Genomic DNA, 23,115 nt, shown 5'->3' on the forward strand with positions numbered 1-23,115 from the left:
TTCATTCCTCGCGTGTAACTTGTAACAAAAGTTGATTGGATACTGAGAAAATGCATGTATTTTTGGTTGTTATTCGTTAACGTCAATCACCTGAAGATGCATATTGGGGCGTGATTGTGTCCGAATCTGTGTCGCGGCGGTGTTTCAAATCGGGAAACCCCTGTCCTTCCCACTGATTTGCGTTGCGATTTGAAGCAGCCCGAAGCGTTGACGTCACCCAATCCCAACAATTTGAAAAATGGTGCGCCGCACCCATATATTATTATGGGTTCTTGGAGTATAGTCCGGGCCATCGGTGGGGAGGAAGCCTTGGCATGATGATCTCAGCAGACCATCCGAAATCGGAATAGACAGATGTATGGGCCTCGCGTTTTTGTCAGTATGATTGGCGCCCTGCTGGTTTTCGCCATTGCAACCTATGCCATGAATGGTTCTCTCGGGATGACGCTGCTGCAGACCGCCATGTGTGCGGTTTTACTGCAAGTAGGCTATTTCCTTGGCGTTCTTTTTCTTGTTTGGAAGACTGCGCGTGACGGTCAACTCAGCCGTTCCGAGCAATCTGGTTCCGCAAAGAGCGGCGATGGGGACGCAGGTGCATCAGCCATCCCCGTTTCCCGGTTGAACAAACCCGGCCATCCCAACTTCTAAACCTCTGGTCGCGCGACCCGCCTCTCAAAACGTCATCACGTATGTGATGTAGTGCATTTTGCCCGAACTATTTTCCCGATTTTTTTGCTGCGCCGCGATAGCGACATGATCGCTTTCCATGTTGTCTGTGTCCATACGGACGCTGAAGCGTAGCGAGAATCATTCAGATTCGCGTCCCCCGCTTTAGCTCTTTGTTTTTAGGCATGTCGTTTTCGCAAAACCGCTGCACATCTTTGCGCGACATGCTGTAGCTGGGCACGGAATGCCTGGAACGCAGGAGGCGGATAAGCATGGACAACGGGATATGCGTCATAATCGCAGCAATGAATGCTGCGCCCACCATCGCACGCGCGGTGGAGACGGCGCTTCGAGAACCCGAAACCATCGAGGTCATCGTCATCGACGACGGCTCCAGGGATGACACGATCGGCGCGGCAAAAACCGTTGACGACGGCAGCGGTCGGCTAAGAACGCACCGTTTCGAACAAAATCGTGGACCAGCAGCAGCCCGCAACATGGCGATCGAGATGTCGAAGGCGGAGGTTCTTTCGATCCTGGATGCCGATGATTTTTTGTTTCCCGGCCGCTTTCGACAACTGCTGGCCCAGGAGGACTGGGATTTCGTTGCCGACAACATCGCCTTTGTCGACGAGGAGGGAGCATCCCGGGCGCACCTCGAACTTGTCGAGATCGAGCCCGATCCCAAGCTCATCGATCTCAAGACCTTCGTCGAAGGCAACATTTCGAAGAGTGGCGTGCGCCGCGGCGAGATCGGCTTCCTGAAGCCTCTGATGCGGCGGGCCTTTCTCGACGAAAACGGGCTGCGCTACCGTGAGGACCTGCGGCTTGGCGAAGACTATGATCTCTACGCCCGCGCCCTTGCTGCCGGTGCACGCTACAAGGTGATCCATAGCTGCGGTTATGGCGCAGTCGTGCGTGGCAATTCGCTGAGTGGCAGCCATCGCACCGAAGATCTGCGCCGGCTCTACGAGGCGGATCGGGCCATTCTGTCACAGGCTCCTCTTTCCAATGAAGAGCGCAGAATCATTCGCCAGCATGAACAGCACATCCGGGCTCGCTACGAGCTGCGCCACTTCCTGGATTTGAAAAAGAGCCAGGGATTTGCGCATGCGCTGAGCTACGCAGTGCGCCATCCCGCCGCTTTACCGGCCATCGCAGGCGGAATTTTTGCCGATAAGTCGCAGCGTTTTAGACGCCCTCCGGAAGCGCCGGTGGCGCTGGGCGGCACGGGAAAGCTGCGTTATCTGCTGACCGCACCGGCCGGACGGGGTTGATCCCCCGCCCGGCTCTGCACGTGGTCAGAGGTAATCCCGGCGAACACCATCAAGAACGTTCAGGAACCGCTCCTTGCGTTCGGCAAGAGCCCTGTCGCTGCTCAGCTGCGGTTCGGCACGACTTGCCTGCCACAGAGCAAGGGTGGAAGGTGCAGCCAACATCTGCTTGGCGGCGGAGCGCAGGCCGGTTACCCGCGGCTCTTGCTCCCTGACCATCACTTCGCCGTCGTCATTCATGGCCGACGTATTTGCGGTCGGCGCCTGGCCTGCATCGAAGCCGACGCCCCAGAAGCGGGTTCCCTTCAGCATCGCCTCGGCCCGGGTCGAAACCGGGATCTGCCGTGGGCGATAGGTCACACCCAGCGTGCTTGCCCAGTCGTTCCACTTGAAGCTGTTGATGCTCGGCGATGTGCTCACGGCCACCCACGGCACGCGGAATGCATCCGCCAGGATGGCCCCGTGCATGGATTCGGCAATGATCAGTTCGGACCGTGCGATATCGGCGATCACTTCCTTGGCGTCGCCGCGCGGATCGATATAGTTGATCCCGACGGTGCTGCAAACTTCTCCCCAAAGCCCGGCCACGGCCGATTCCCAATGGGGAACGAAGCTCTTCTTCACCGTCTTGGGAATGTTGCGATACTCCGGCATATCGGCAACCATGACGGCCGGATCGACAATGCCAAGGCTTTCGTCCACGCCGACTTTCTTTGCCGTAAGAGGACCGCGCACGCAGCGGATATCCCATTCGTTGGCGTCGCTCATGTCTGGCAAACTGCCATAGCCAAAACCGCTTCCGAGCACCAGCTTGTGCCCGGTGCCCTCAAGCAAGGCCTTGCTCAACACCGTGCCGACGCCGACGAGGAGGGTTTCGGGATGGACCTCTCGAAAGCCCTGCAACAGGAAATCCCAGAGCCAAAGATTGAGATCGTCACCAAAGTTTCCGTGTTGGGATTCCCAGTAATAAGGCTTCATCGAAGTCTCCTGGTTGGGAGTAAAAAAAGTGCGCGCGGGTTCAACGGGCGAATTTCCCGGCTGCGAGTTCGAAGACGCTCTTCAAAAGCACCGGATCGCGCCAGACCCAGCGGGCAAGAAGCGGGATTTGCGGCAGCTTCCGACGCTTGACGAGGCGAGCCTGGCTCCAGAGTGCCTGCCGACGGGCTGTGGTTTTGTACGATCGGATCGATGCCACCTCCGCCGGCCTCTTGGAAAAACGCCCTTCAAGGGTGTCGAGTGCGACCCAGGTGTTGAACTGCTGCTGGAGGAATTCCGGGGAATCGTTGTCGATCCCGTGGAAGATGTTGATCCCCTCGCCGCGCACCGCGCCAGCGGCGTCGCACAGAACGACCCTTTCTGCTGAAAGCACGCAGTCGCAGAAAAACAGCACATCCTCAGCAGCAAGCCTCAGCTTGGGATCGAAACGAATGGTCTGGAACAGTTTTCGCCCGATGACCATGCAAGAAAGATGCAGAAAGCTCCAGTTTTTCAGCATGGCGCTCGAAAGCTCGGGCAGCTCCACGAGAAGAGGCTCTTCCTGAAGCCGGTGCACCGTTTCGGTCTTTGCAAGATCGGCGACACCGAAATGATAATAAAATGCATCACCACCGGTAATCGATGCCCAATAGCAGTCCGCGCCGAAGCGCGTCATGCCCTCACAGGCATTTTTCAGGTGATCCGGCGTCCAGACATCATCCGAATCGAGGAAGGCCGCAAATTCTGTTTCCGGTCCGATATTGTTAAGACCGGTGTTGCGCGCACCACCCGGTCCGGCATTCGGCTGGCGGATAATACGGATGCGGTTTTTCTCTTCCGAAGACAGAGGTTTCAGTTCCTCGTCAATGGGATAGGGTGATTGATCATCGACGATGACGACGTCGAAGTCGGTGAATGTCTGGGCAAAAACAGACGCGAGTGCGCGCCTGAGAATTCCCGGCTCTTTCTGGTAGTACGGTATGACGACTGTCAGTCTTGCCATTATTTCGCCCCTGCGGTTTCTCTAAAACGAGTTGCGTGATCTCCTCCCACCGGGTCGCGGCGTTATGTCTCTTACAGGCCTCGTTGGTCTTTTGTCCCCTCCCCTTTACCCAGGATGCTGCCATGCCGACCGTTATCAACGCAAAGTCCGTGACGCGAAACGTCGCATGGAGCGTCCTATCCAAGACAAGTACTTTCGGGCTTAAGTTTGTCACTGTTCCGATTCTGGCAAGGGTTTTGTCGCCAGAAGAATTCGGCGCGGTGGCCGTGGCGCTCACTGTCGTGCAGTTTCTGGCGATGATCGGCGGGGCCGGTCTCGCCTCCGCCTTGATCATCCAGCGCGACGAGGACATGGACACTATCCACTCGGTTTTCTGGGCGAATCTGGCGATTTCTTGCCTCATGGCGCTCGGGCTCTACGTGTGGGCGGATGAGATCGCGACGCTGCTCGGGGCTTCGGAAGCATCCTATCTGCTGCAGCTGATGAGCCTCCTCATTCCGCTTCAGCTCGGCGGCGACGTCGCCTACGCTCTTCTCGCCCGACGCATGCAATTCGGCAAGGATGCGCTCTGGAGCATGATTTCCGAATCAGCTGGCGCGATCATTGCGCTGGCGATGGCGCTGGCCGGTTTTGGGGTGTGGGCACTCGTCGCGCAACTCTTTCTGTCCACCATCATCCGGCTCGCCGGCCTTTACGCCGTCTCCCGCTATGCCCCGCGATTCGTGCTCTTGCCACAACGGGTCATAGCGCTCAGCCGCTTCAGTTTCGGCATGATGGGCTCGGAAATCGCCAATTTCATTACCTTCCAATCGCCGATGGTCGTCATCTCCCGTCATCTCGGGCTTGCTGACGCCGGCGCCTACTCGGCCGCAAACCGTTTTGCCAGCATTCCGAACCAGGTCGTGCTTTCAGCTGTGATGGGTGTTCTTTTTCCAGCCTTCAGCACGATGATGGAAGACCGCGAGCGCCGATCGAGCGCCCTGATGTTGAGCACCCAGGTAACGACAGTTCTGCTGGCGCCGATGATGTTCGGGATCTGGGCGCTTGCCGAGCCGGCCATGCGCGTGCTCTTCGGTGAACAATGGGCCTATGCCTGGCCGGTACTCGGGCTTCTTGCGCTGTCCAAAGGGCTTCTTACCCCCTGCAGCACGTTCATTCCCTATCTCAAGGGCATCGGCTATGGCGGCACACTCTTTTGGTGGGCGATCCTGCGCGCCGTCATCACCACGGCGGCCGTCGCCTATGGCGCGATAACGGGCGGTCTCGTCGATGCGATGATCTGGCTCTGCGTCGTCAACGCCATCGTTCTCGTCGGCTATTCCTGGGTGGTTTTTCAGGCCGACCAGATGCCGTTCCTCCGAGGTTTCTTCATCTGCTGCCGCCCCATGATTATGGCAATGGTGATGGCAGGCGTCGTTCGCCTGCTGCTGGAACGTTTCGGCGATCTCGTTCCCAACCAGGCTCTGCAAGTGGTTATCGGCGCGGCAATAGGCGGCGTGATCTACGGGTTGCTTGTCCTGATGACAGAACGCCAGCTATTCGGGAAACTCATCGAGCTTGTCCGTCGACGGCGGGCCGTACCATCCTAACAGAGAATCACGCGCGTCAGATTGAACACGATTTCGCCACATTTGGGCGGGGATGAAGCGATTTTATGCGGCAATTTCGGCAACCATCGAAGAAATATCAAAAATACACACGTCTTATGATTGTAAAATTTGCTGTATTTTAGCAGTTCCTTCAACTTTCTTATTATCAGGACTTTTTAGCCCCTGAGGCAGCTGAACCGTTCGGAAAATCCCATAAAATCGTCCGGGGCTTTTGCTGCACTGCAACCAAATCCCGATAATTTTTTTGCTGCACCGCCATATTTTTCCGCTTCAACCAGCCTAGTTTATGTCCTGCGGGCTCAAGTCTGCTCTTTTGAAACGGCGGCCATTTGGCCACGCAACAGGGGTGACTGACATCGTGGATATGAACGCGAATGTGTCTTCGCGGATCAATCTGATGCGCATCGTGCTCATCTCGGGGATCGTGTTCGTGCACGTTCCCCACGATCCGGCAAACAGCCCATTTTTGGGCAGCTATGGGTTTATCGACTGGATCCGGGTGTTTCTCGGAGACAGCCTTTTTCGGGTCGGCGTGCCCTGCCTCAGCGCTATCTCCGGCTATCTGCTTTTTCGCAGGGGCTTTGATGGCTTTCATTATGGCAAGACGCTGCGCACCAAGGCGGTGACGGTACTCCTGCCTTTCCTGCTCTGGAACCTGATGTTCCTGGGCTTCGTCATGATCGCCCAGAGCCTCGGTATTGGCTTTGGCTATCTTCCGGATGTGATCAACGCGACACCCCGCGAGATGGCGAGCTTTGCCTTCGCTCTCGAAGACTGGCCGATCGACCTTCCGCTCTATTTTCTGCGCGATCTGCTGCTGTGTCTCGTGCTTTCGCCGGTGCTTGGCATTTTGATGCAGCGTTATCCACGTGCCACGCTCATTGTCTTTCTGGCCTATGCCGTCCTGCCGGTGCCAAACGGCATTTTCCTCAAGAAGTCGATCCTCTTCGGCTTCAGCGCGGGCATCGGCGTGGCGCTTCATCATGTCAATCTGGTAGCCATTGATCGGCACGCCAAAGCCATCTTCGCGGTGGTGTTTGCGGCAACGATCTGGCTCTCGGTCGGGCTGTATGTGACCGGCCCGGAATTTCCGCTCTGGCTCGACATGGCCCGAAGCTTGATTGCCCTCACCGGCATTCTCGGCGCCTGGGCCTTGTCCGCACTGCTGGTCGGGACCTTGCTCGGGCAGCGACTGTCTCGCGGCGGCGGGCTCAGCTTCTGGATTTTCTGTGCGCATTATCCGCTGCTGATCGTGTTCTGGATGATCTGGAACAGGCTGGGCATCGACACCTACCCGCTGTTCTACGTCGCAGCGCCAATCCTCGCGATTGCCCTTCTGACCCTCTCCCATGCCGCTGCGCAGAGCCTGTTTCCGCGCCTGCACGCCGTGCTCACGGGCAATCGTATCGGGGGAAAAGCTCGTTTGTCCGCTCCGCCATCGATGCAGGCTTCCGGCACTGCCAAGTATGCGCCGCAACAACGATGATCAAAAAGACAAAGAAGGACGAAACGACCATGTTCAAACAGTCCCATAGTTTCTTAGCCGCGGCTGCCGTTGTCGCCAGCCTTGCCTCACCTGTTTTCGCTCAGGAAGGCGCCACGGGAACCTCTTTTGTCGAGGAATTCGACGCACTGAATCCAGCCATCTGGTATGTTTCCGACGGCTGGAACAACGGCACGCATCAGAATTGCACCTGGTCGAAGCAGCAGGTGAAGGTCGATGATGGCAAGCTGACGCTCACTTTCGAACAGCGCGAGGCAGGCGAGCGCCAGTTCGTCTGCGGTGAAATCCAGACGAAAAAGCGCTTCGGCTACGGTACTTACGAAGTGCGGATGAAGACCGCGGACGGCTCCGGCTTGAACTCCGCCTTCTTCACCTACATAGGCCCGACCGACAAGAAAGATCACGACGAGATCGATTTCGAGGTACTGGGCAAGAACCCCGCCAAGGTGCAGCTCAATCAATATGTTTCCGCCAAGGGCGGCAACGAAAAGCTTGTCGATGTATCGGGCGGCGCCAACAGCGAATTCAACGACTACGCCTTCGTCTGGGAGAAAGACCGCCTTCGCTATTACCTCAATGGCCAGCTGGTGCATGAGGTGACCGAACCGGCGAAACTGCCTGTCAACGCGCAGAAGATCTTTGTCAGTCTCTGGGGTACGGACACCCTCAAGGACTGGATGGGTGCCTTTTCCTACAGTAAGCCCTCGACGCTTCAGGTCGATCGCATCGCGTTTACGGCCGAAGGCGATGCCTGCCAGTGGGCGGGCTCCGTTGCCTGCATACTGAACTGAGTGCCGTTCTTGAACGCCCGATCGTTGCCGGCAATGACGCCGATGCCCTCCAGGAAAGACCCGATGCCGCATATCCTCTATCTGGCACACGACCTTGCCGATCCGGCCATCCGCCGCAGGGTACTGACCTTGCAGGCCGGTGGAGCGGACCTGACGCTTGCCGGCTTTCGCCGCGGCTCGGATAGCAAAGTTGCAGGCGACATTCATCAGCCGATCGAGCTCGGCGTAACTGAGGACGCGCGCTTTCTGCAGCGGGCGACGGCGGTCGCCAAGGCATGTTTTACGCTTTCGACCCGTATGAAATCTGCGAAAAAGCCCGATGTGATCATCGCCCGCAATCTTGAAATGCTGGCAGTCGCACAGCGTGCGAACAGCCTGTTCGGCGGCGACATCCCTATCGTCTACGAATGCCTCGACATTCACAGACTGCTGCTGCGCACCGATGCGCTTGGCCGTGTCATGCGCGCTGCCGAGGCCCGGCTGGGGCGCAATGTCCAACTTCTCGTGACCAGCTCGCCAGCCTTTGTAGAGAACTATTTCCGTCCACTTTCGGGATTGGATGCGCCTATCCTGCTGGTCGAAAACCAGGTCCTGGATCTCGACGGCATCGAGATTGCCACATCGATTGCAAGGCCGCCTGCGCAGAATGCGGCCTGGAAGATCGGCTGGTTTGGCGCCCTGCGCTGCCGCAAGTCGCTAGATATCCTGTCGCGTTTCTCAAGGGCGATGGATGGCAAGGTCGAGGTCGTGCTGCGCGGACGTCCTGCCTATTCGGAATTTAATGATTTCGATGCGCTGGTCGCGGCCGAGCCCCATCTTTCATTTCACGGCGCCTATCGGAATCCGGAGGATCTTTCCGGCATTTACGAGAATGTGCAGTTTTCCTGGGTGATCGACTTCTTTGAAGAAGGCCTGAATTCCAAATGGCTGCTCCCCAACCGTCTCTATGAAAGCTGCCGTTTCGGCGCCGTGCCGCTTACGCTGGAAGGCACGGAGACGGCACGTTTCCTCAAACGTCGCGGCATAGGTGTCATCGTGCCGGATGTGCGTGTCGAGACGCTTTGCGACACCTTCCAGACGATGACGACCGAGCTCTATGCCGAGAGCTTTTCCGGTCTCGCAGCGCAGGATCCGGCGCAGTGGACCTTTGACCGGGCTGACTGCCGAGGCCTCGTCCAGCGCCTAGCAATCTTGGCCGCAAGCCCGCGCTTGACGCCGACTTTCCCTTCACCAACCGCCACAACGAGGGTGAACCTGCATGACTGAACCGAAACGTTCCTACCGATGCCTGATCGTTATCCCTTGCCTCAACGAGGCCGAGCATATTGGTCCTCTGATTGATCAGCTTAGCGGTCCGATCGTGGCACTCGACGCCCGCCTCGTCGTTGTCGATGGCGGCAGCATGGACGGCACCCGGGCGATCGTATCCCGTATTGCTGCGGAGAACCCGCGTGTAACGATGCTCGATAATCCGAAGCGCATTCAGAGTGCAGCGATCAATCTCGCTGTCGCGACCTTCGGCGACGACTACGATTACATGATCCGCATCGATGCCCATGGCGCCTATCCCGACGACTATTGCCAGCGGCTGATGGAAGAGGCGATCACCACAGACGCAGATTCCGTTGTCGTGGCGATGCAGACCGTGGGCTTCGGCATCTTCCAGAAGGCGACGGCTTACGCGCAGAACTCCAAGCTCGGCAATGGCGGCTCCAAGCACCGCACCGGTGCCGGCAGCCATTGGGCCGATCACGGTCATCATGCGGTTATGCGCATCGCCGCTTTCAAAGCAGTCGGCGGTTATGACGAGGCTTTCAGCCATAACGAAGACGCCGAATTCGACTACCGGCTGAATGGGGCGGGCTACCGGATCTGGATGACCGACCGCACGAGCATGATCTATTATCCTCGCTCGAGCGTCGGCCCTCTTTTTCGCCAATATTTCGCCTATGGCCGCGGCCGTGCGCGCAATGTTCTCAAACATCGCGCACGGCCAAGCCTGCGACAGATGATCCCACTTGCTGTTGCCCCACTCGCCGCGGGCGCCCTGCTTGCTGTCATCAATTGGGCAGCGGTGATCCCCGTTGGCGTCTGGGCCTTCGCCTGCCTTGCCTATGGCTTTTGGATGGCAGTCGGGCAGCGTAACCCCTATGGCCCGCTTGCGGCGGTCTCGGCCATGGTCATGCACTTTGCCTGGTCTGCCGGCTTCTGGCGTGAGCTTCTGGGCGTTCGCGGCCGCCGGTATCAGGCTCCGATGGCAATCGGCGGAGTGACACCATGAACCCCATCGCCCCGAACACTCCGTCGCTCATAGACATCGCTGTATGCACATTTCGCCGCCCGGCATTGGAGGCGACGCTACGCTCGCTCGCAAATCTGCATGTGCCCGCTGGCGCTTCGCTTCGCATCATCGTCGCCGACAATGATACCGTGGCGAGTGCCCGTCCGCTTATCGAGCGGATGCGGCGGCAGATCCCCTTCGAGCTGGATTATGTCCATTGCCCTGCGGGCAATATATCTATCGCCCGCAATGCCTGCCTCGATCATTCGCGGAGCGACCTGCTGGCGTTCATCGACGATGACGAGACTGCCTCGCCAGACTGGCTGGTGCACCTCGTCGAACAGAAACGCGAGACCGGGGTTGATGTCGTGCTCGGTCCGGTAAAAGCCGAGTATGCAGCACCTGCTCCGGGCTGGATGAAGCACGCCGATATCCATTCGACACGCCCGGTCTGGATTTCCGGCGAAATCTGTACCGGCTATACCTGCAATGTGCTGCTCGACCTTAAGACAAAGCCGCTCGCCGGCCGTCGTTTCAGCCTCGCACTCGGCAAGAGCGGCGGCGAAGACACCGAGTTTTTCAGCCTTGTAAAACTAGCCGGCGGTCGGTTCGCTTTCTCCGCTGACGCCTGGGTTTATGAGCCCGTACCGGACAACAGGGCAACGCTGTCATGGCTTGCCCGTCGCCGCTTCCGCATGGGCCAGACCCATGGGCGATTGCTTGCGGAGCGGGGCAGCTCGCGACCCGTCCAGATCGGGCTCGCGGGCGCAAAGGCCGGCTTTTGTGCGCTCGCGAGCGTGGCAACAATCTTTTTTCCGGCCAGCCGCTATCGCTACGGCCTGCGTGCGGTTCTCCATGCCGGCGTGATAAGCGGACTATCCGGCGTGCGCGAAATCGAGCAATACGGCACGACGGAGACGCCTGCATGATGGTTGCCGAGCCAGATGTCACCTTCATTGTTGCCGCCTATAATTGCGCCCCCACCATCAGCCGCGCCATAGAAAGCGCGCTCGCACAGCGCGGCCTGACGGTTGAAGTCGTCGTCATCGACGATTGCTCCAGCGATGACACGCGCGAGGTCGTCGGCGCGATTGCCGATGAACGCGTGAGGCTCGTATCTCTGTCGCAAAATCGCGGACCGGGCGGGGCCCGCAATGCTGGCTTCGATGTCGCACGTGGACGCTGGCTCGCCATTCTCGATTCCGACGATACAATTGAACCGGAACGGCTCTCCCTGATGGTTGCGCGCGCAGAGGAAGCCGGCGCCGATATCGCCGTGGATAATCTTGAGGTGATTTCGGGTGATGGCGCAAAGCAGCGCATGTTCAGCGGCGAAGATCTGCGCCGGCATCCGATGCTCACCCTGCCAGCCTTCATCGATTCCAACCGGCTTTTCCGCGCGACCCACAATTTCGGCTATATGAAGCCGATCTTCCTGCGCTCGTTCATCGAGGCCCAGGAACTTCGTTTCGATGACCACCTCAGGATCGGCGAGGACTATATTCTCCTCGCTTCAGCCCTTGCCTGCGGAGGCGTTTGCGCAATCGAACCGTCTGCTGGCTACGTCTACCATATCCGGGAAGGTTCGATCTCCAGGGTGCTCCGCCTTGAGCACGTGGATGCGATGATTGCCGGCGATCAGCGCTTCCTCGGTCGCTTTGCGCTTCAAACCGATGCGCGTAGCGCGCAGCGCCGTCGTGAAAGAAGTCTCCGTGAGGCGCGTTCGTTTCTGACCATGGTCGAGCATCTGAAGGCGCACGCCTTCGGCAGTGCGCTTTGCACCGCGGTCCGAAATCCCCGTGCCGTTCGCCACCTGCACATGCCGGTCACAGCGCGCCTGCGCCGGATTGTCAGTAGGTTTGCAGGCAACACTTCTAATCAACGCAGTTCCATCCCGGGCAAGGCCCATAACCCCAGTAAAGGATAAACCATGGACCTCAGGAAAACCGTCAGGAAAGCAGTGATCCCGGTTGCAGGAAACGGAACCCGTTTTCTGCCGGCGACGAAGGCGATGCCGAAGGAAATGCTGACGATCGTCGATCGTCCCGTGGTGCAATATGCCGTCGATGAGGCCCGCGAGGCCGGCATCGAGCACATCGTCTTCGTGACCGGCCGAAACAAGCAGGCAATCGAAGACCATTTCGATGACGTGCCAGAGTTGATTTCTTCGCTGACACGTTCAGGCAAGAGCGCCCAGATTCTCGAACTGGAATCGATGCTGCCAGCCGCAGGCTCTGTCAGCTTCACCCGCCAGCAGGCACCGCTTGGCCTTGGCCACGCCGTCTGGTGCGCGCGCGACCTGATCGGCGATGAGCCGTTTGCGCTGTTGCTGCCCGACATGATCTGCCACGGTGCGCGCGGCTGCATGGCCGGACTTGCCGATCTTTACGGAACGGTCGGCGGAAATGTCGTCGGCGTCGAGCAATGCGATCCGACCGATACCTCGATGTACGGCATCGTCGGCAAAGGTGGGGCTGTGCCGCACGGCTTTGCCGTGACGCAGATGGTCGAGAAACCGCGCGCCGAGGAAGCACCGTCGAATTTCTACCTGAACGGCCGCTACATTCTTCAGCCGGAGATCTTCGACCTGCTTGCCCACCAGCAGCGGGGCGCCGGAAACGAGATCCAGCTCACTGACAGCATGGTGAAGCTCGCCGGAAGCCAGCCGTTCCACGCCCATCCCTATGGGGGCCGAACTTTCGATTGTGGCTCCAAGCAGGGGTTCATCGAGGCCAACGTCGCATTCGCTCTGGACCGGGCCGATATCGGTGGTCCCCTCCTGTCGTCGATCCGCGACATGGTTGCGTCTCATCAGGGCCACATGCAGGTCGCATAATTAATCTATTCCGGCCGGCGCCGATCAGGCAAGCCGGCCGGCATCCCGCTAAACCAACAGGGCTCAATAAGAAGAGGCGTCCATGAATCAAAGAAGCCTACCACTCAGCAGGCCGTTGCCGCGGGAAATGGAACATTCCGATTCCTTTATCGATCTCGACCGTCTGCTGGCAGCCGTCCTGCGGCACGTGAAGGCGATTGCGATCTTCACCCTGGTGTTCATGGCGCTTGGGGCGGCCTACCTGGCCGTTACGACACCCGTCTATACGTCGATGACCCAGATCCTGCTTGACGACACCCTGTCGCGCTTTGCAGAGGACGAGGAAAAGTCCGCGCAGAACAGCCAACAGCTCGATACGCGCATTGCCAGTGCCGTCGAAATCCTGAAATCGGGAACACTGGCCGAGCGCGTCGTTTCCGAAGCAAGCCTCCAGGATAACGAAACCCTGCTCGACCCACCGCAGTCTCTAGCCTCGATTATCAAGTCGTGGCTCAAGTCGGTCACATCAGCCTTCTCGGTAGCATCCCCGGTCTCCGAAGACGCTGCGCGGAGTGGCCGCGAGGCGAAAGCGGCGGCCATGTTGCAGCAAGGTGTGAAGGTCGAACGCGTCGCCCGCAGCGCCGTGGTGGCCGTGTCCTACACCTCGCCTGATCCGCTGCTGGCCGCCAAGGTTGCCCGCACCTATGCGGATGCCTATCTCTCCGACCAGCTGGGTGCCAATTTCGATGCTTCCGAGCGCGCCTCCGTCTGGCTGCAGGAACGCCTTTCCGATCTCGGCCAACGGGCGCAGGCCGCGTCCATGGAAGTCGAGAACTACAAGCGCGCCAACAATCTGACGTCCGCGCGCGGTGAACTGATGTCGGAACAGCAGCTTGCCGATCTCAACAGTCAGCTGATCATCGCCCAGGCCGATGCCGCCAGCGCCTCGGCGCGCTATAACCAGTTCAAGTCTATCATCGACAAGGGACCGGAAAACGCCGTCGAAAATGCCACGCTGTCTGCCAAGGAAATGGACGGCTCGGTCATCCAGAGCCTTAAAGAGCGCTATCTTGCCGTCAGCAAGCGCGAGGCCGATATCTCAAGCGCCTTTGGACCAGACCATGCCCAGGCGGTTTCGCTCCGGGCGGAAAAAACGGATCTGTCCGGGCAGATCTTCCGCGAGCTTCAGCAGCTGACGGCGAGCTACAACAACGAATACCAGGTCGCCCGCTCGCGGGAAGAATCGCTGCGTGACAGCATCGCCAACGTGGCCGGCACCAATTCCGATGCCAACCAATCCATCGTTCATCTGCGCGAACTGGAGCAGAAGGCGGATGCGCTGAAGGCGGTCTACGAATCCTATCTCGCCCGCTACGAACAGGCCTCCCAGCAACGCTCTTTTCCGATTGCCAAGGCGCGTGTTATCTCCGATGCCGGCGTGCCCGTGTCTCCGTCGGCACCGAAGAAGACGATGACGCTGGCTCTTTCGGCCGTTCTGGGCCTGATGTTCGGTGCGGCCTATGCCTTTTTCCGCGAAATGCAGGAACGTAGCTTCCGTCTGTCGACCGATGTACGGAGCATTCTTGGTCATAAGTCGCTTGGCTACCTGCCGCTAGTTGGCAAGAAGCCACGCCAGAAACGAAACCTGAAGGAAGCGCTTTTCACCAAGCCAGACCGCGCAGAGGCCGAGGAAGCTTTGCCGCTCGAACGCATGACCCGGATCGCTTGGGACGCGCCGCGCTCCGTCTTTGCAGAAACCCTGCGCAACGCGAAGCTCGCCTGCGAAGCCATGCTCCAGCCACGTCCCAACAAGGTCATCGGGGTGGTGTCATCAGCCCCGAACGAGGGCAAGACAACGGTCGCTGCAAACTTCGCCATCCTGCTTGCCGCCTCTGGCAAGCGCACGCTTTTGATCGACGCCGACCTGCGCAATCCCGGCCTCAGCCGCATGCTCAACCCGCCGCCGAAAACGGGGCTGATGGAAGCATTGTCTGGAGAAGTCGCGTGGATGCAGGCAGTCAAGGTGGATCAGAAGACGAAGCTTGCCGTGCTACCGATCACGCCGAAGATCGGCCCCGCCCGCGATCCGCTGACCAACGAGACGCTGTCTTCCCCGGCCATGGCCGAGTTGATCGAGAATGCACGCAAGACCTTCGACTATGTGGTGGTCGATCTCGCCCCACTTGGTCCGGTCGTTGATGCCAAGACTTTCGCGCCGCAGGCCGATGGCTTCATCTTCGTGGTGGAGTGGGGAAAGACGCCATCGCGTCTCGTCAAGGAACTTCTCGATGCGGAGCCGGAGATCAACACCAAGATCCTCGGCGTCATCCTCAACAAAACCGACATGACAGAGCTGCCGAAATACAGCGAATACGGCGGCCCGGAGAAATTCCGCAAGCACTACTCGAAGTACTACGCCGATTGAGGCGAGGCTGCTTCTGCAGCGAACAAACCATTGCCGGCCTCATGTCTCGACGCTAAACCGTGAAAGGCAACGGCAACGGGAGGCTGGCGATGCAGCAGTTCATCTTTGACGGCAATCCTGATGCCGATGTCACGATCCTTCTCGCCCATGGTGCAGGCGCGCCGATGGATTCAGCCTCGATGACGTTAGCTGCCGCAGCCCTGGCCTCGGTTGGCTTTAGCGTCGCCCGTTTCGAGTTTGACTACATGGCTTCGCGCCGGTCGAGTGGTTCTCGGAAGCCGCCGCCGAAGGCAGAAAAGCTCACTCCCGAGTATCTTGCTGCGGTTGAACGTCTTTCGGCCACCGGGCGGCTGATCATCGGCGGCAAGTCTATGGGTGGACGGGTGGCGAGCATGGTTGGCGATGATCTTTTCACCGCTAGCAAGATCGCCGGCCTGCTTTGCCTCGGCTATCCCTTCCATCCGCCGGAAAAGCCGGAAAACCTGCGCACAGCCCATCTCGAAGGTATGGGCACACCCGCCCTGATCGTGCAGGGTACGCGCGACGAATTCGGAACGAGACCCGAGGTTGAGACCTATCACCTATCGGCCAGCATAGACGTTCTATGGCTGGAGGATGGTGACCATGATCTCAAGCCACGCAAGAGCATATCCGGCTTTACCGCCGCCGATCATATGAAGACAATGGCGGCCGCAACCAGAGCGTGGGCGGAGAAACTGAGCCGATAAAGCGAACTCTCCGAAACACTGGTCTAAATCGAAGACTTCAATCCGTCCGTAGCATCTCGATAATAGCGGAGAAATCTCTTTCGCCATTGCCCCGCTTTTCGAAGAGACCGTAGACCTGCGCCGCTTCTGCGCCGAGCGGCGTGGACGCTCCTGTGGCGATGGCCGCCTGCTGGGCGAGCGTCAGATCCTTCAGCATCAGCGCTGCAGTAAAGCCGGGCTTGTAGTCATTGTTGGCAGGTGACGTCGGCACCGGACCGGGAACCGGGCAATAGGTGGTCAGCGACCAGCATTGACCGGAAGACGTGGATGCGACGTCGAACAGCGCCTGATGTGAAAGGCCAAGCTTTTCGCCCAGCGCAAAAGCCTCGCAGACGCCGATCATAGAGATGCCCAGGATCATGTTATTGCAGATCTTGGCCGCCTGCCCTGCCCCGTCGCCGCCACAATGAACGATCTTGCGACCCATCGCCTCGAGAATGGTCTTGGCGCGATCGAAGGCCTCCTGCGAACCGCCCGCCATGAAGGTCAGCGTTCCGGCTGCTGCCCCGCCGGTACCACCTGAGACCGGCGCATCGAGCGAGGGACAAGTGTTGATCGCTGCCATCTCGTGGGCGGCTCGGGCGCTATCGACATCGATCGTCGAGCTGTCGATCAGCAGTGTCCCGGCGGAGACCAGAGTCGAGAGATCCTTCCAGACGGAAACCACATGCTCGCCCTTGGGCAGCATGGTGATCACGCATTCGGCGCCCGCGATGGCCTCCGGCAGGCTGTCGGCTGTCGCAACGCCATTTCGGGATGCGGCTTCCAGAGAGACCGGGGAAAGATCAAAGCCGGTGACCGCGTGTCCAGCCTTGACGAGATTGGCGGCCATCGGCCCGCCCATATTGCCCAATCCTACGAATGCGATCTTGGTCATGCTGGCCTCCCTATTGCCGAATCGCTCCTGGCGTTTTCGCTCACAGGAATATCTGCCTTCCGACGCTTGGCTGCCAGTGCTGCGAAAAGAGGACAGACCCCGGCACGGGAGCGGCAAGCACCACATCACAGATACTGGCACTCCCATACGACCGGCGATATGGTTGCAGCATTCTATCGAACACAATGGATATCAAGGGAGTGGGCAATGATCACGGGTGCACAATGCCGGGCCGCGCGGGCGCTTTCGGAACTGTCGCTGGAAACCCTTGCCAGACTTGCGAAGGTGGACGCCGAGGTGATCGACGCCTTTGAAAACAAACTTACCGAGCCAGATGCCGATACGATTTCCATTCTTGAAAATACGCTTGAATCGGCAGGCGCGGTCTTCATTCCCGAAAACGGCGGTGGCGTTGGGGTTCGCCTGAAGTTCAACCGCGCCGAGACCCGTCGGATCTCCATTCTCGAAAGTGAAGGTGGCATCGTTGGCAATGACGACGTGCCGTAATCGCCGGAGTCTACCCCTCCTTGCGGAACTGGGCCGGGCTCTTGCCGGTCCATTTGCGAAAAGCGCGATAGAAAGCGCTCGGCTCGGAAAAGCCGAGATCGGTGGCAATTTCGCTGATACTGCCACCACCGTTCAGCAGTCGGTCGATAGCAAGATCGCGGCGGATATCGTCCTTGATGCCGGCATAGTTCTGGTTCTCCGCCTGCAGCCGGTGCCGGAGGGTCGAAGTTGACATGCGCATCTGTGCGGCCAGTGCCTCGAAGCTTGCCCATGATATCGGGGAAGTTTGACGGAGGCGACGGCGTACGGCTGCGGCAAGACCGGCATCATAGCGGTAACGGACGAGGATGTTGGCAGGGGCGCCGCGCAGGAACTGTTTCAAGGCCTGTTCGCTACGCGCGACCGGCAGTTTCAAGACGGCGCGATCAAAGGTCAAGCGGCTGACGTCCGCGCCGAACTGCACCGGTGCACCGAAAAACAGACGGTAGTCCGCACCTTGGCTCGGCTCGGCACAGCGGAAGTCCACACGGCGGATGGGGATGCGACGGCCGACGAGCCAGCAGGCAATACCGTGCAGAAGGATCCAGTAGGTACGATAGGCAAAGGCAGAACGGGGACCGCCACCATCCCTGAGCAGAATTTCCGCCGTGCCTTCGCGCATGACGAGTTCGCCGCGCGGGTCGTCCAGCACCACGTCCAGAAAGCGTAGCGCTCGCCGCAACGCATGTTCGAGCGTCGGAGCATGCAGGATACAATGGCAGAGCAGGGTGAAACTGCCGCTGCGCATCGGGCGCGCCCCCATGCCGAAAAATTCGTCGTCCAGTTCCGCCGCGACCGCAAGCCAAAGCGCCCCATAGGTTTCCGCCGAGATTGAGCGATCGATGTGCGCAGGCAGTCCAAGTCGCGCCAGAAGCGGCACAACGGGTTTCCCGGCACGACGCAGGCTGTCGAGCGCCTCCTCCACGAAGGAGGGTGAAATCATCCGGCGGTCCGTGTCATGAGCGTTCATGGAAGACAATATGGCAAAACCAGCCGAAAGATCGAGACACTTCGGTCATCGTTTGCAACAAAATGCGGGCTTAGAGTCTCTGACGTCATGGAGAGCGGGGAGGCTTTCGGTGACGAATGGGATCCTCGTTGCAGGGAGGAACTGCATGGCCGATCAACAGACATCACAGCGCGCAGGACCGTCGCCATGCTAATGCGCGACAAGGTGCTACTTGTAACCGGCGGCGGCTCAGGCCTCGGCGCGGCTGTCGCGCGGATGGCCGTTCGTAAAGGCGCGCGCGTCATGATTGTCGATCTCAACGCCGATACCGGAGCAGCCATGGCTTCGGACCTCGGTGCTACCGCGTGCTTCGTGCGCGCCGATGTCACGAAGGAGGCCGATGGCGCTGCTGCGGTCAGCGCCGCCCTCGAACGATTCGGGCATCTTCATGGGCTAGTGAACTGCGCTGGCATTGCGCCGGCCGAGAAAGTCCTGGGTCGCGAAGGACCGCATCTCCTCGAAAGCTTCAGTCGCGCGGTCAATATCAATCTCATCGGCACCTTCAACATGATGCGGCTTGCCGCCGAGGCAATTGCCCGGGAGACACCGGATACTGAGGGCGAGCGCGGCGTCATCGTCAACACCGCCTCGGTCGCCGCCTTTGACGGTCAGGTCGGTCAGGCGGCCTACGCGGCGTCGAAGGCCGGCGTTGCCGGCATGACGCTGCCGGTCGCGCGCGAGCTTGCCCGCCACGGCATTCGTGTCGTTGCCATCGCGCCGGGGATTTTCGAGACGCCGATGATGGCTGGCATGCCCGCGGAGGTGCAGGAAGCGCTCGGCAAGAGCGTGCCCTTTCCGCCCCGCCTCGGCCGACCCGATGAATTCGCGATGCTTGTGCACCATATCTTTGAGAACACCATGCTGAACGGCGAAGTCATCCGTCTGGACGGCGCTCTGCGGATGGGGGCCCGCTGACAGGTGGAAATTAAACGGGAGAAACGGCATGAGCCTGCAGGACCCAATCGTCATCGTCGGATCGGCCCGCACGCCGGTGGGTAGCTTCCAGGGCGAGTTGCAAGGCGCGACCGCATTCGAGCTTGGCGCAACCGCGATCCGCGCGGCAGTCGATCGCAGCGGTGTTTCGGCTGACGAGATCGAGGAAGTCGTTTTCGGCTGCGTACTGCCCGCCGGCCAGGGGCAGGCCCCGGCACGTCAGGCGGCGCTGGGAGGCGGCCTGCCGCGCTCTGCCGGCGCCAGCACCATCAACAAGATGTGCGGCTCCGGCATGAAAGCCGTGATGCTGGCCCATGATCTTCTGGCCGCCGGCAGCGCCGCCGTGGCCGTAGCGGGCGGCATGGAAAGCATGAGCAATGCGCCCTATCTGCTGGATCGTGCCCGCGCCGGTTATCGGCTCGGGCACGGGAAGGTTATCGACCACATGTTCCTGGACGGGCTGGAGGATGCCTATGACAAAGGCCGGCTGATGGGAAGCTTCGCGGAAGATTGCGCCGAGGCCTATCAGTTCACTCGGCCGGCGCAGGACGATTTTGCCGTGACCTCGCTTCTGCGGGCGCAAAAAGCCATTGCGGACGGCTTATTCACCGCCGAGATCACGCCGGTCACGCTGAAGAGCGGCAAGGCGGAAAAGACAGTGACCTTTGACGAGCAGCCGGGCAAGGCGAAGCTCGAAAAGATCCCGACCTTGAAGCCGGCCTTCCGCGAGAACGGTACCGTTACAGCTGCCAACTCAAGTTCGATCTCGGATGGCGCGGCCGCATTTGTGATGATGCGCCGCTCGCAAGCGGAGAAGCGCGGATTGACGCCGCTTGCGACCATCGTAGCCCACGCCTCGCATGCCCAGGCGCCCAATCTCTTTGCGACGGCCCCGATCGGTGCGCTTCAGACGCTTTCCGAGCGCAGCGGCTGGGCGCTTTCTGATGTCGATCTTTTTGAAATCAACGAGGCTTTTGCCGTCGTCACCATGGCGGCGATGCGTGATCTCGACCTGCCGCATGACAAGGTCAATGTGCACGGCGGAGCCTGCGCGCTCGGCCACCCCATTGGCGCCTCTGGTGCGAGGGTGCTCGTCACCCTGCTGTCTGCGATGGAGCGCTACGATATGAAACGCGGCATGGCGGCGCTGTGCATCGGCGGTGGCGAAGCCACGGCCGTCGCCGTCGAGCGGCATTGAGGGCGATATGATCCTGTCCGACTCCCAGTTCCAGATCCGCGACGTCGCCCGCGATTTTGCCCGTGAACGGCTGGCGCCCGGCGCTGCAAAGCGCGATGTCGACCATGCCTTTCCCCGTGCCGAGCTGAAGGAAATGGGCGACCTCGGCTTTCTCGGCATGCTGGTGCCAGAGGAATACGGTGGTTCCGATGCGGGTACGATTGCCTACGCGGCTGCATTGGAAGAGATAGCGGCCGGTGACGGCCCCTGCTCGACGATCATGAGCGTGCACAGTTCGGTCGGCTGCGTGCCGATCCTGAAATTCGGAAACGAGGCGCAAAAGGAAAGGTTCCTGCCGAAGCTTGCGAGCGGCGAGTGGATCGGCGGCTTCGCCCTGACTGAGCCACAGGCAGGCTCGGATGCTTCCAACCTGAAGACACGCGCAATCCGGAATGGCGATCATTATCTCCTTGATGGCGCAAAGCAGTTTATCACCTCGGGCAAAAACGGTCAGGTGATCATCGTCTTTGCCGTGACCGATCCTGATGCCGGCAAGAAAGGCATCACCGCCTTTATCGTGCCAACGGATACGCCGGGTTACGAGGTCGTGCGCGTCGAGCAGAAGCTTGGGCTTCACGCGTCCGACACCTGCCAGATCGCCTTCACGGAGATGCGCATTCCCGCAGAATTGAGGCTTGGCGGGGAAGGCGAAGGCTATCGCATAGCCCTTGCCAATCTCGAGGGCGGCCGCATCGGCATTGCCGCGCAGTCGGTCGGCATGGCGCAAGCCGCCTTCGAGGCGGCACGGGATTATGCCCGCGAGCGCATCGCCTTCAGCAAGCCGATCATCGAGCATCAGGCCGTGGCCTTCCGTCTCGCCGATATGGCGACACAGATCGAGGCGGCACGGCATCTGGTGCTGCATGCGGCAGAGCTGAAGGAAAATGGCATGCCCTGCCTGCAGGAAGCGTCGATGGCCAAGCTTTTCGCTTCGGAAATGGCGGAAAAGGTGTGCTCCGATGCGATCCAGATCCATGGCGGCTATGGTTACATGAGCGATTACCCGGTGGAGCGCATCTATCGCGATGTCCGCATCTGCCAGATCTATGAAGGAACGAGCGACGTGCAGCGCATGGTGATCGCGCGCGGGCTCTAGGCCGTTCCGGCAATTATACCCATGTCCTCCCGGGAGAGAGCGGAAGGACATGGCAATGGGAGGAAGAGAAGAATGGGCGATTTCGCTCCGCTAAGCCTGCATGTGCCAGAACCCGCAGTCCGCCCCGGCGGCGCGCCGGATTTTTCGAACGTCAAGATTCCGAAGGCCGGATCGGTGCCGCGCCCGATCGTGGATGTTGCGCCGGAGGAAATCCGCGATCTCGCCTATTCGATTATCCGCGTTCTGAACCGCGATGGCGAGGCGGTCGGCCCCTGGGCAGGGGTCCTCACCGACGAGGAAATCCTGACAGGTCTGCGCGACATGATGCGGCTTCGGGCGTTCGACGCGCGCATGCTGATGGCGCAGCGCCAGGGCAAGACCTCCTTCTACATGCAGCACCTCGGCGAGGAGGCCGTGAGCTGCGCCTTCCGCAAGGCGCTCGACAAGGGCGACATGAACTTTCCGACCTATCGGCAGGCCGGCCTTCTGATCGCCGATGGCTATCCCATGGTCGAGATGATGAACCAGATCTTCTCGAACGAAGCCGATCCCCTGCGCGGCAGGCAGCTGCCGATCATGTATTCATCGAAGGAGCACGGTTTCTTCACGATCTCCGGCAATCTCGCGACCCAATATGTGCAGGCCGTTGGTTGGGCGATGGCGTCTGCGATCAAGAGTGACGGCAAGATTGCGGCTGCGTGGATCGGAGACGGTTCAACGGCCGAATCCGATTTTCATTCGGCGCTCGTCTTCGCCTCCACCTACAAGGCGCCGGTGATCCTCAACATCGTCAACAACCAGTGGGCCATTTCCACCTTCCAGGGCATTGCCCGCGGCGGCTCGGGCACATTTGCCGCCCGCGGTCTCGGCTTCGGCATTCCGGCCCTTAGAGTGGATGGCAACGACTATCTTGCCGTCTATGCAGTGGCGAAGTGGGCTGCGGAGCGCGCACGGCGCAATCTCGGTCCGACGGTGATCGAGTACGTCACCTACCGCGTCGGCGCCCATTCGACATCCGATGATCCAAGTGCCTACCGTCCGAAAACCGAATCCGAATCCTGGCCATTGGGCGACCCCGTCCTGCGTCTGAAGAAGCATCTGATTATCAGGGGTGTCTGGTCCGAAGAGCGCCATGCCCAGGCGGAAGCAGAAATTCTCGACGAGGTGATCCAGGCGCAGAAAGAGGCAGAAGGGCACGGCACCCTCCATGCCGGCGGCAGGCCCTCGGTGCGCGATATCTTCGAAGGCGTCTATGCCGAGATGCCGGCCCATATCCGCCGCCAGCGGCAGAAGGCAGGATACTGAC

At 59.9% G+C, this 23,115-nt stretch carries 21 protein-coding genes; 17 read left to right on the forward strand and 4 right to left on the reverse strand.

The window, feature by feature from the left end:
* Window positions 1-354: 354 nt before the first annotated feature.
* Window positions 355-648, forward strand: a complete 294-nt coding sequence (locus QO002_RS23010) for an exopolysaccharide production repressor protein (RefSeq protein WP_307234173.1) — start codon at window positions 355-357, stop codon at window positions 646-648.
* Window positions 649-938: 290 nt separating this feature from the next.
* A complete protein-coding gene (locus QO002_RS23015) occupies window positions 939-1,943 on the forward strand; it encodes a glycosyltransferase (RefSeq protein WP_307234175.1) in 1,005 nt (334 codons plus the stop codon).
* A gap of 24 nt (window positions 1,944-1,967) precedes the next feature.
* Here QO002_RS23015 and QO002_RS23020 read toward each other — a convergent pair whose 3' ends face one another.
* The gene (locus QO002_RS23020; protein WP_307234178.1) at window positions 1,968-2,918 is read right to left on the reverse strand and encodes a polysaccharide pyruvyl transferase family protein; all 951 of its coding nucleotides are present in this window, start codon (window positions 2,916-2,918) and stop codon (window positions 1,968-1,970) included.
* A gap of 40 nt (window positions 2,919-2,958) precedes the next feature.
* A complete protein-coding gene (locus tag QO002_RS23025) occupies window positions 2,959-3,918 on the reverse strand; it encodes a glycosyltransferase family 2 protein (RefSeq protein ID WP_307234180.1) in 960 nt (319 codons plus the stop codon).
* Window positions 3,919-4,040: 122 nt separating this feature from the next.
* Here QO002_RS23025 and QO002_RS23030 point away from each other — a divergent pair, with 122 nt between their 5' ends.
* The 10 genes from QO002_RS23030 (at window position 4,041) to QO002_RS23075 (ending at window position 16,072) form a co-directional block, all read left to right on the forward strand.
* On the forward strand, window positions 4,041-5,507 hold the full coding sequence (locus QO002_RS23030) for a lipopolysaccharide biosynthesis protein (protein WP_307234182.1): 1,467 nt from the start codon (window positions 4,041-4,043) through the stop codon (window positions 5,505-5,507).
* A 385-nt stretch (window positions 5,508-5,892) separates the two neighbouring features.
* Window positions 5,893-7,014, forward strand: a complete 1,122-nt coding sequence (locus QO002_RS23035; protein WP_307235037.1) for an acyltransferase family protein — start codon at window positions 5,893-5,895, stop codon at window positions 7,012-7,014.
* 29 nt (window positions 7,015-7,043) lie between these two features.
* Window positions 7,044-7,823, forward strand: a complete 780-nt coding sequence (gene exoK, locus QO002_RS23040; RefSeq protein WP_307235039.1) for an endo-1,3-1,4-beta-glycanase ExoK — start codon at window positions 7,044-7,046, stop codon at window positions 7,821-7,823.
* Between the two features lie 63 nt (window positions 7,824-7,886).
* On the forward strand, window positions 7,887-9,089 hold the full coding sequence (locus QO002_RS23045) for a glycosyltransferase family protein (RefSeq protein WP_307234184.1): 1,203 nt from the start codon (window positions 7,887-7,889) through the stop codon (window positions 9,087-9,089).
* Complete coding sequence (locus QO002_RS23050) at window positions 9,082-10,104, forward strand: glycosyltransferase family 2 protein (protein ID WP_307234187.1); 1,023 nt, start codon at window positions 9,082-9,084, stop codon at window positions 10,102-10,104. Before QO002_RS23045 ends, QO002_RS23050 begins: the two co-directional genes overlap by 8 nt.
* Entirely contained in the window at window positions 10,101-11,033 is a 933-nt protein-coding gene (locus tag QO002_RS23055; protein ID WP_307234189.1) for a glycosyltransferase family 2 protein, read from the forward strand. The genes QO002_RS23050 and QO002_RS23055 overlap by 4 nt, the downstream gene beginning before the upstream one ends.
* Window positions 11,030-12,031, forward strand: coding sequence for a glycosyltransferase family 2 protein (locus QO002_RS23060; protein WP_307234191.1), 1,002 nt, complete (start codon window positions 11,030-11,032; stop codon window positions 12,029-12,031). Before QO002_RS23055 ends, QO002_RS23060 begins: the two co-directional genes overlap by 4 nt.
* Before the next feature lie 3 nt (window positions 12,032-12,034).
* Window positions 12,035-12,940 (forward strand): UTP--glucose-1-phosphate uridylyltransferase, encoded by a 906-nt coding sequence (locus QO002_RS23065; RefSeq protein ID WP_307234193.1) that lies wholly within the window; start codon window positions 12,035-12,037, stop codon window positions 12,938-12,940.
* Between the two features lie 82 nt (window positions 12,941-13,022).
* Window positions 13,023-15,344, forward strand: a complete 2,322-nt coding sequence (locus tag QO002_RS23070; RefSeq protein WP_307234195.1) for a polysaccharide biosynthesis tyrosine autokinase — start codon at window positions 13,023-13,025, stop codon at window positions 15,342-15,344.
* 89 nt (window positions 15,345-15,433) lie between these two features.
* Window positions 15,434-16,072: an alpha/beta hydrolase family protein gene (locus QO002_RS23075; RefSeq protein WP_307234197.1), complete on the forward strand. Its 639-nt coding sequence runs from the start codon at window positions 15,434-15,436 to the stop codon at window positions 16,070-16,072.
* Between the two features lie 37 nt (window positions 16,073-16,109).
* Here the strand turns inward: QO002_RS23075 and mmsB are convergent, their stop codons facing one another.
* Window positions 16,110-16,988: a 3-hydroxyisobutyrate dehydrogenase gene (gene mmsB, locus QO002_RS23080; RefSeq protein ID WP_307234199.1), complete on the reverse strand. Its 879-nt coding sequence runs from the start codon at window positions 16,986-16,988 to the stop codon at window positions 16,110-16,112.
* 207 nt (window positions 16,989-17,195) lie between these two features.
* Here mmsB and QO002_RS23085 point away from each other — a divergent pair, with 207 nt between their 5' ends.
* Window positions 17,196-17,495 carry a helix-turn-helix domain-containing protein gene (locus QO002_RS23085; protein WP_307234201.1) on the forward strand — a complete coding sequence of 100 codons (300 nt, stop codon included), beginning with the start codon at window positions 17,196-17,198 and terminating at the stop codon, window positions 17,493-17,495.
* A 10-nt stretch (window positions 17,496-17,505) separates the two neighbouring features.
* Here QO002_RS23085 and QO002_RS23090 read toward each other — a convergent pair whose 3' ends face one another.
* Complete coding sequence (locus QO002_RS23090; protein ID WP_307234204.1) at window positions 17,506-18,477, reverse strand: AraC family transcriptional regulator; 972 nt, start codon at window positions 18,475-18,477, stop codon at window positions 17,506-17,508.
* Window positions 18,478-18,690: 213 nt separating this feature from the next.
* On the opposite strand from QO002_RS23090, the gene QO002_RS23095 reads away from it, so the two are divergent.
* The 4 genes from QO002_RS23095 (at window position 18,691) to QO002_RS23110 (ending at window position 23,114) form a co-directional block, all read left to right on the forward strand.
* A complete protein-coding gene (locus QO002_RS23095) occupies window positions 18,691-19,458 on the forward strand; it encodes an SDR family NAD(P)-dependent oxidoreductase (protein ID WP_307234206.1) in 768 nt (255 codons plus the stop codon).
* A 28-nt stretch (window positions 19,459-19,486) separates the two neighbouring features.
* Window positions 19,487-20,674 carry an acetyl-CoA C-acyltransferase gene (locus QO002_RS23100; protein ID WP_307234208.1) on the forward strand — a complete coding sequence of 396 codons (1,188 nt, stop codon included), beginning with the start codon at window positions 19,487-19,489 and terminating at the stop codon, window positions 20,672-20,674.
* Between the two features lie 7 nt (window positions 20,675-20,681).
* Entirely contained in the window at window positions 20,682-21,809 is a 1,128-nt protein-coding gene (locus QO002_RS23105) for an acyl-CoA dehydrogenase family protein (protein WP_307234210.1), read from the forward strand.
* Between the two features lie 72 nt (window positions 21,810-21,881).
* Complete coding sequence (locus QO002_RS23110) at window positions 21,882-23,114, forward strand: 3-methyl-2-oxobutanoate dehydrogenase (2-methylpropanoyl-transferring) subunit alpha (RefSeq protein ID WP_307234212.1); 1,233 nt, start codon at window positions 21,882-21,884, stop codon at window positions 23,112-23,114.
* Window position 23,115 lies beyond the last annotated feature (1 nt).

The organism is Pararhizobium capsulatum DSM 1112 (assembly GCF_030814475.1).
GTDB lineage: Bacteria > Pseudomonadota > Alphaproteobacteria > Rhizobiales > Rhizobiaceae > Pararhizobium > Pararhizobium capsulatum.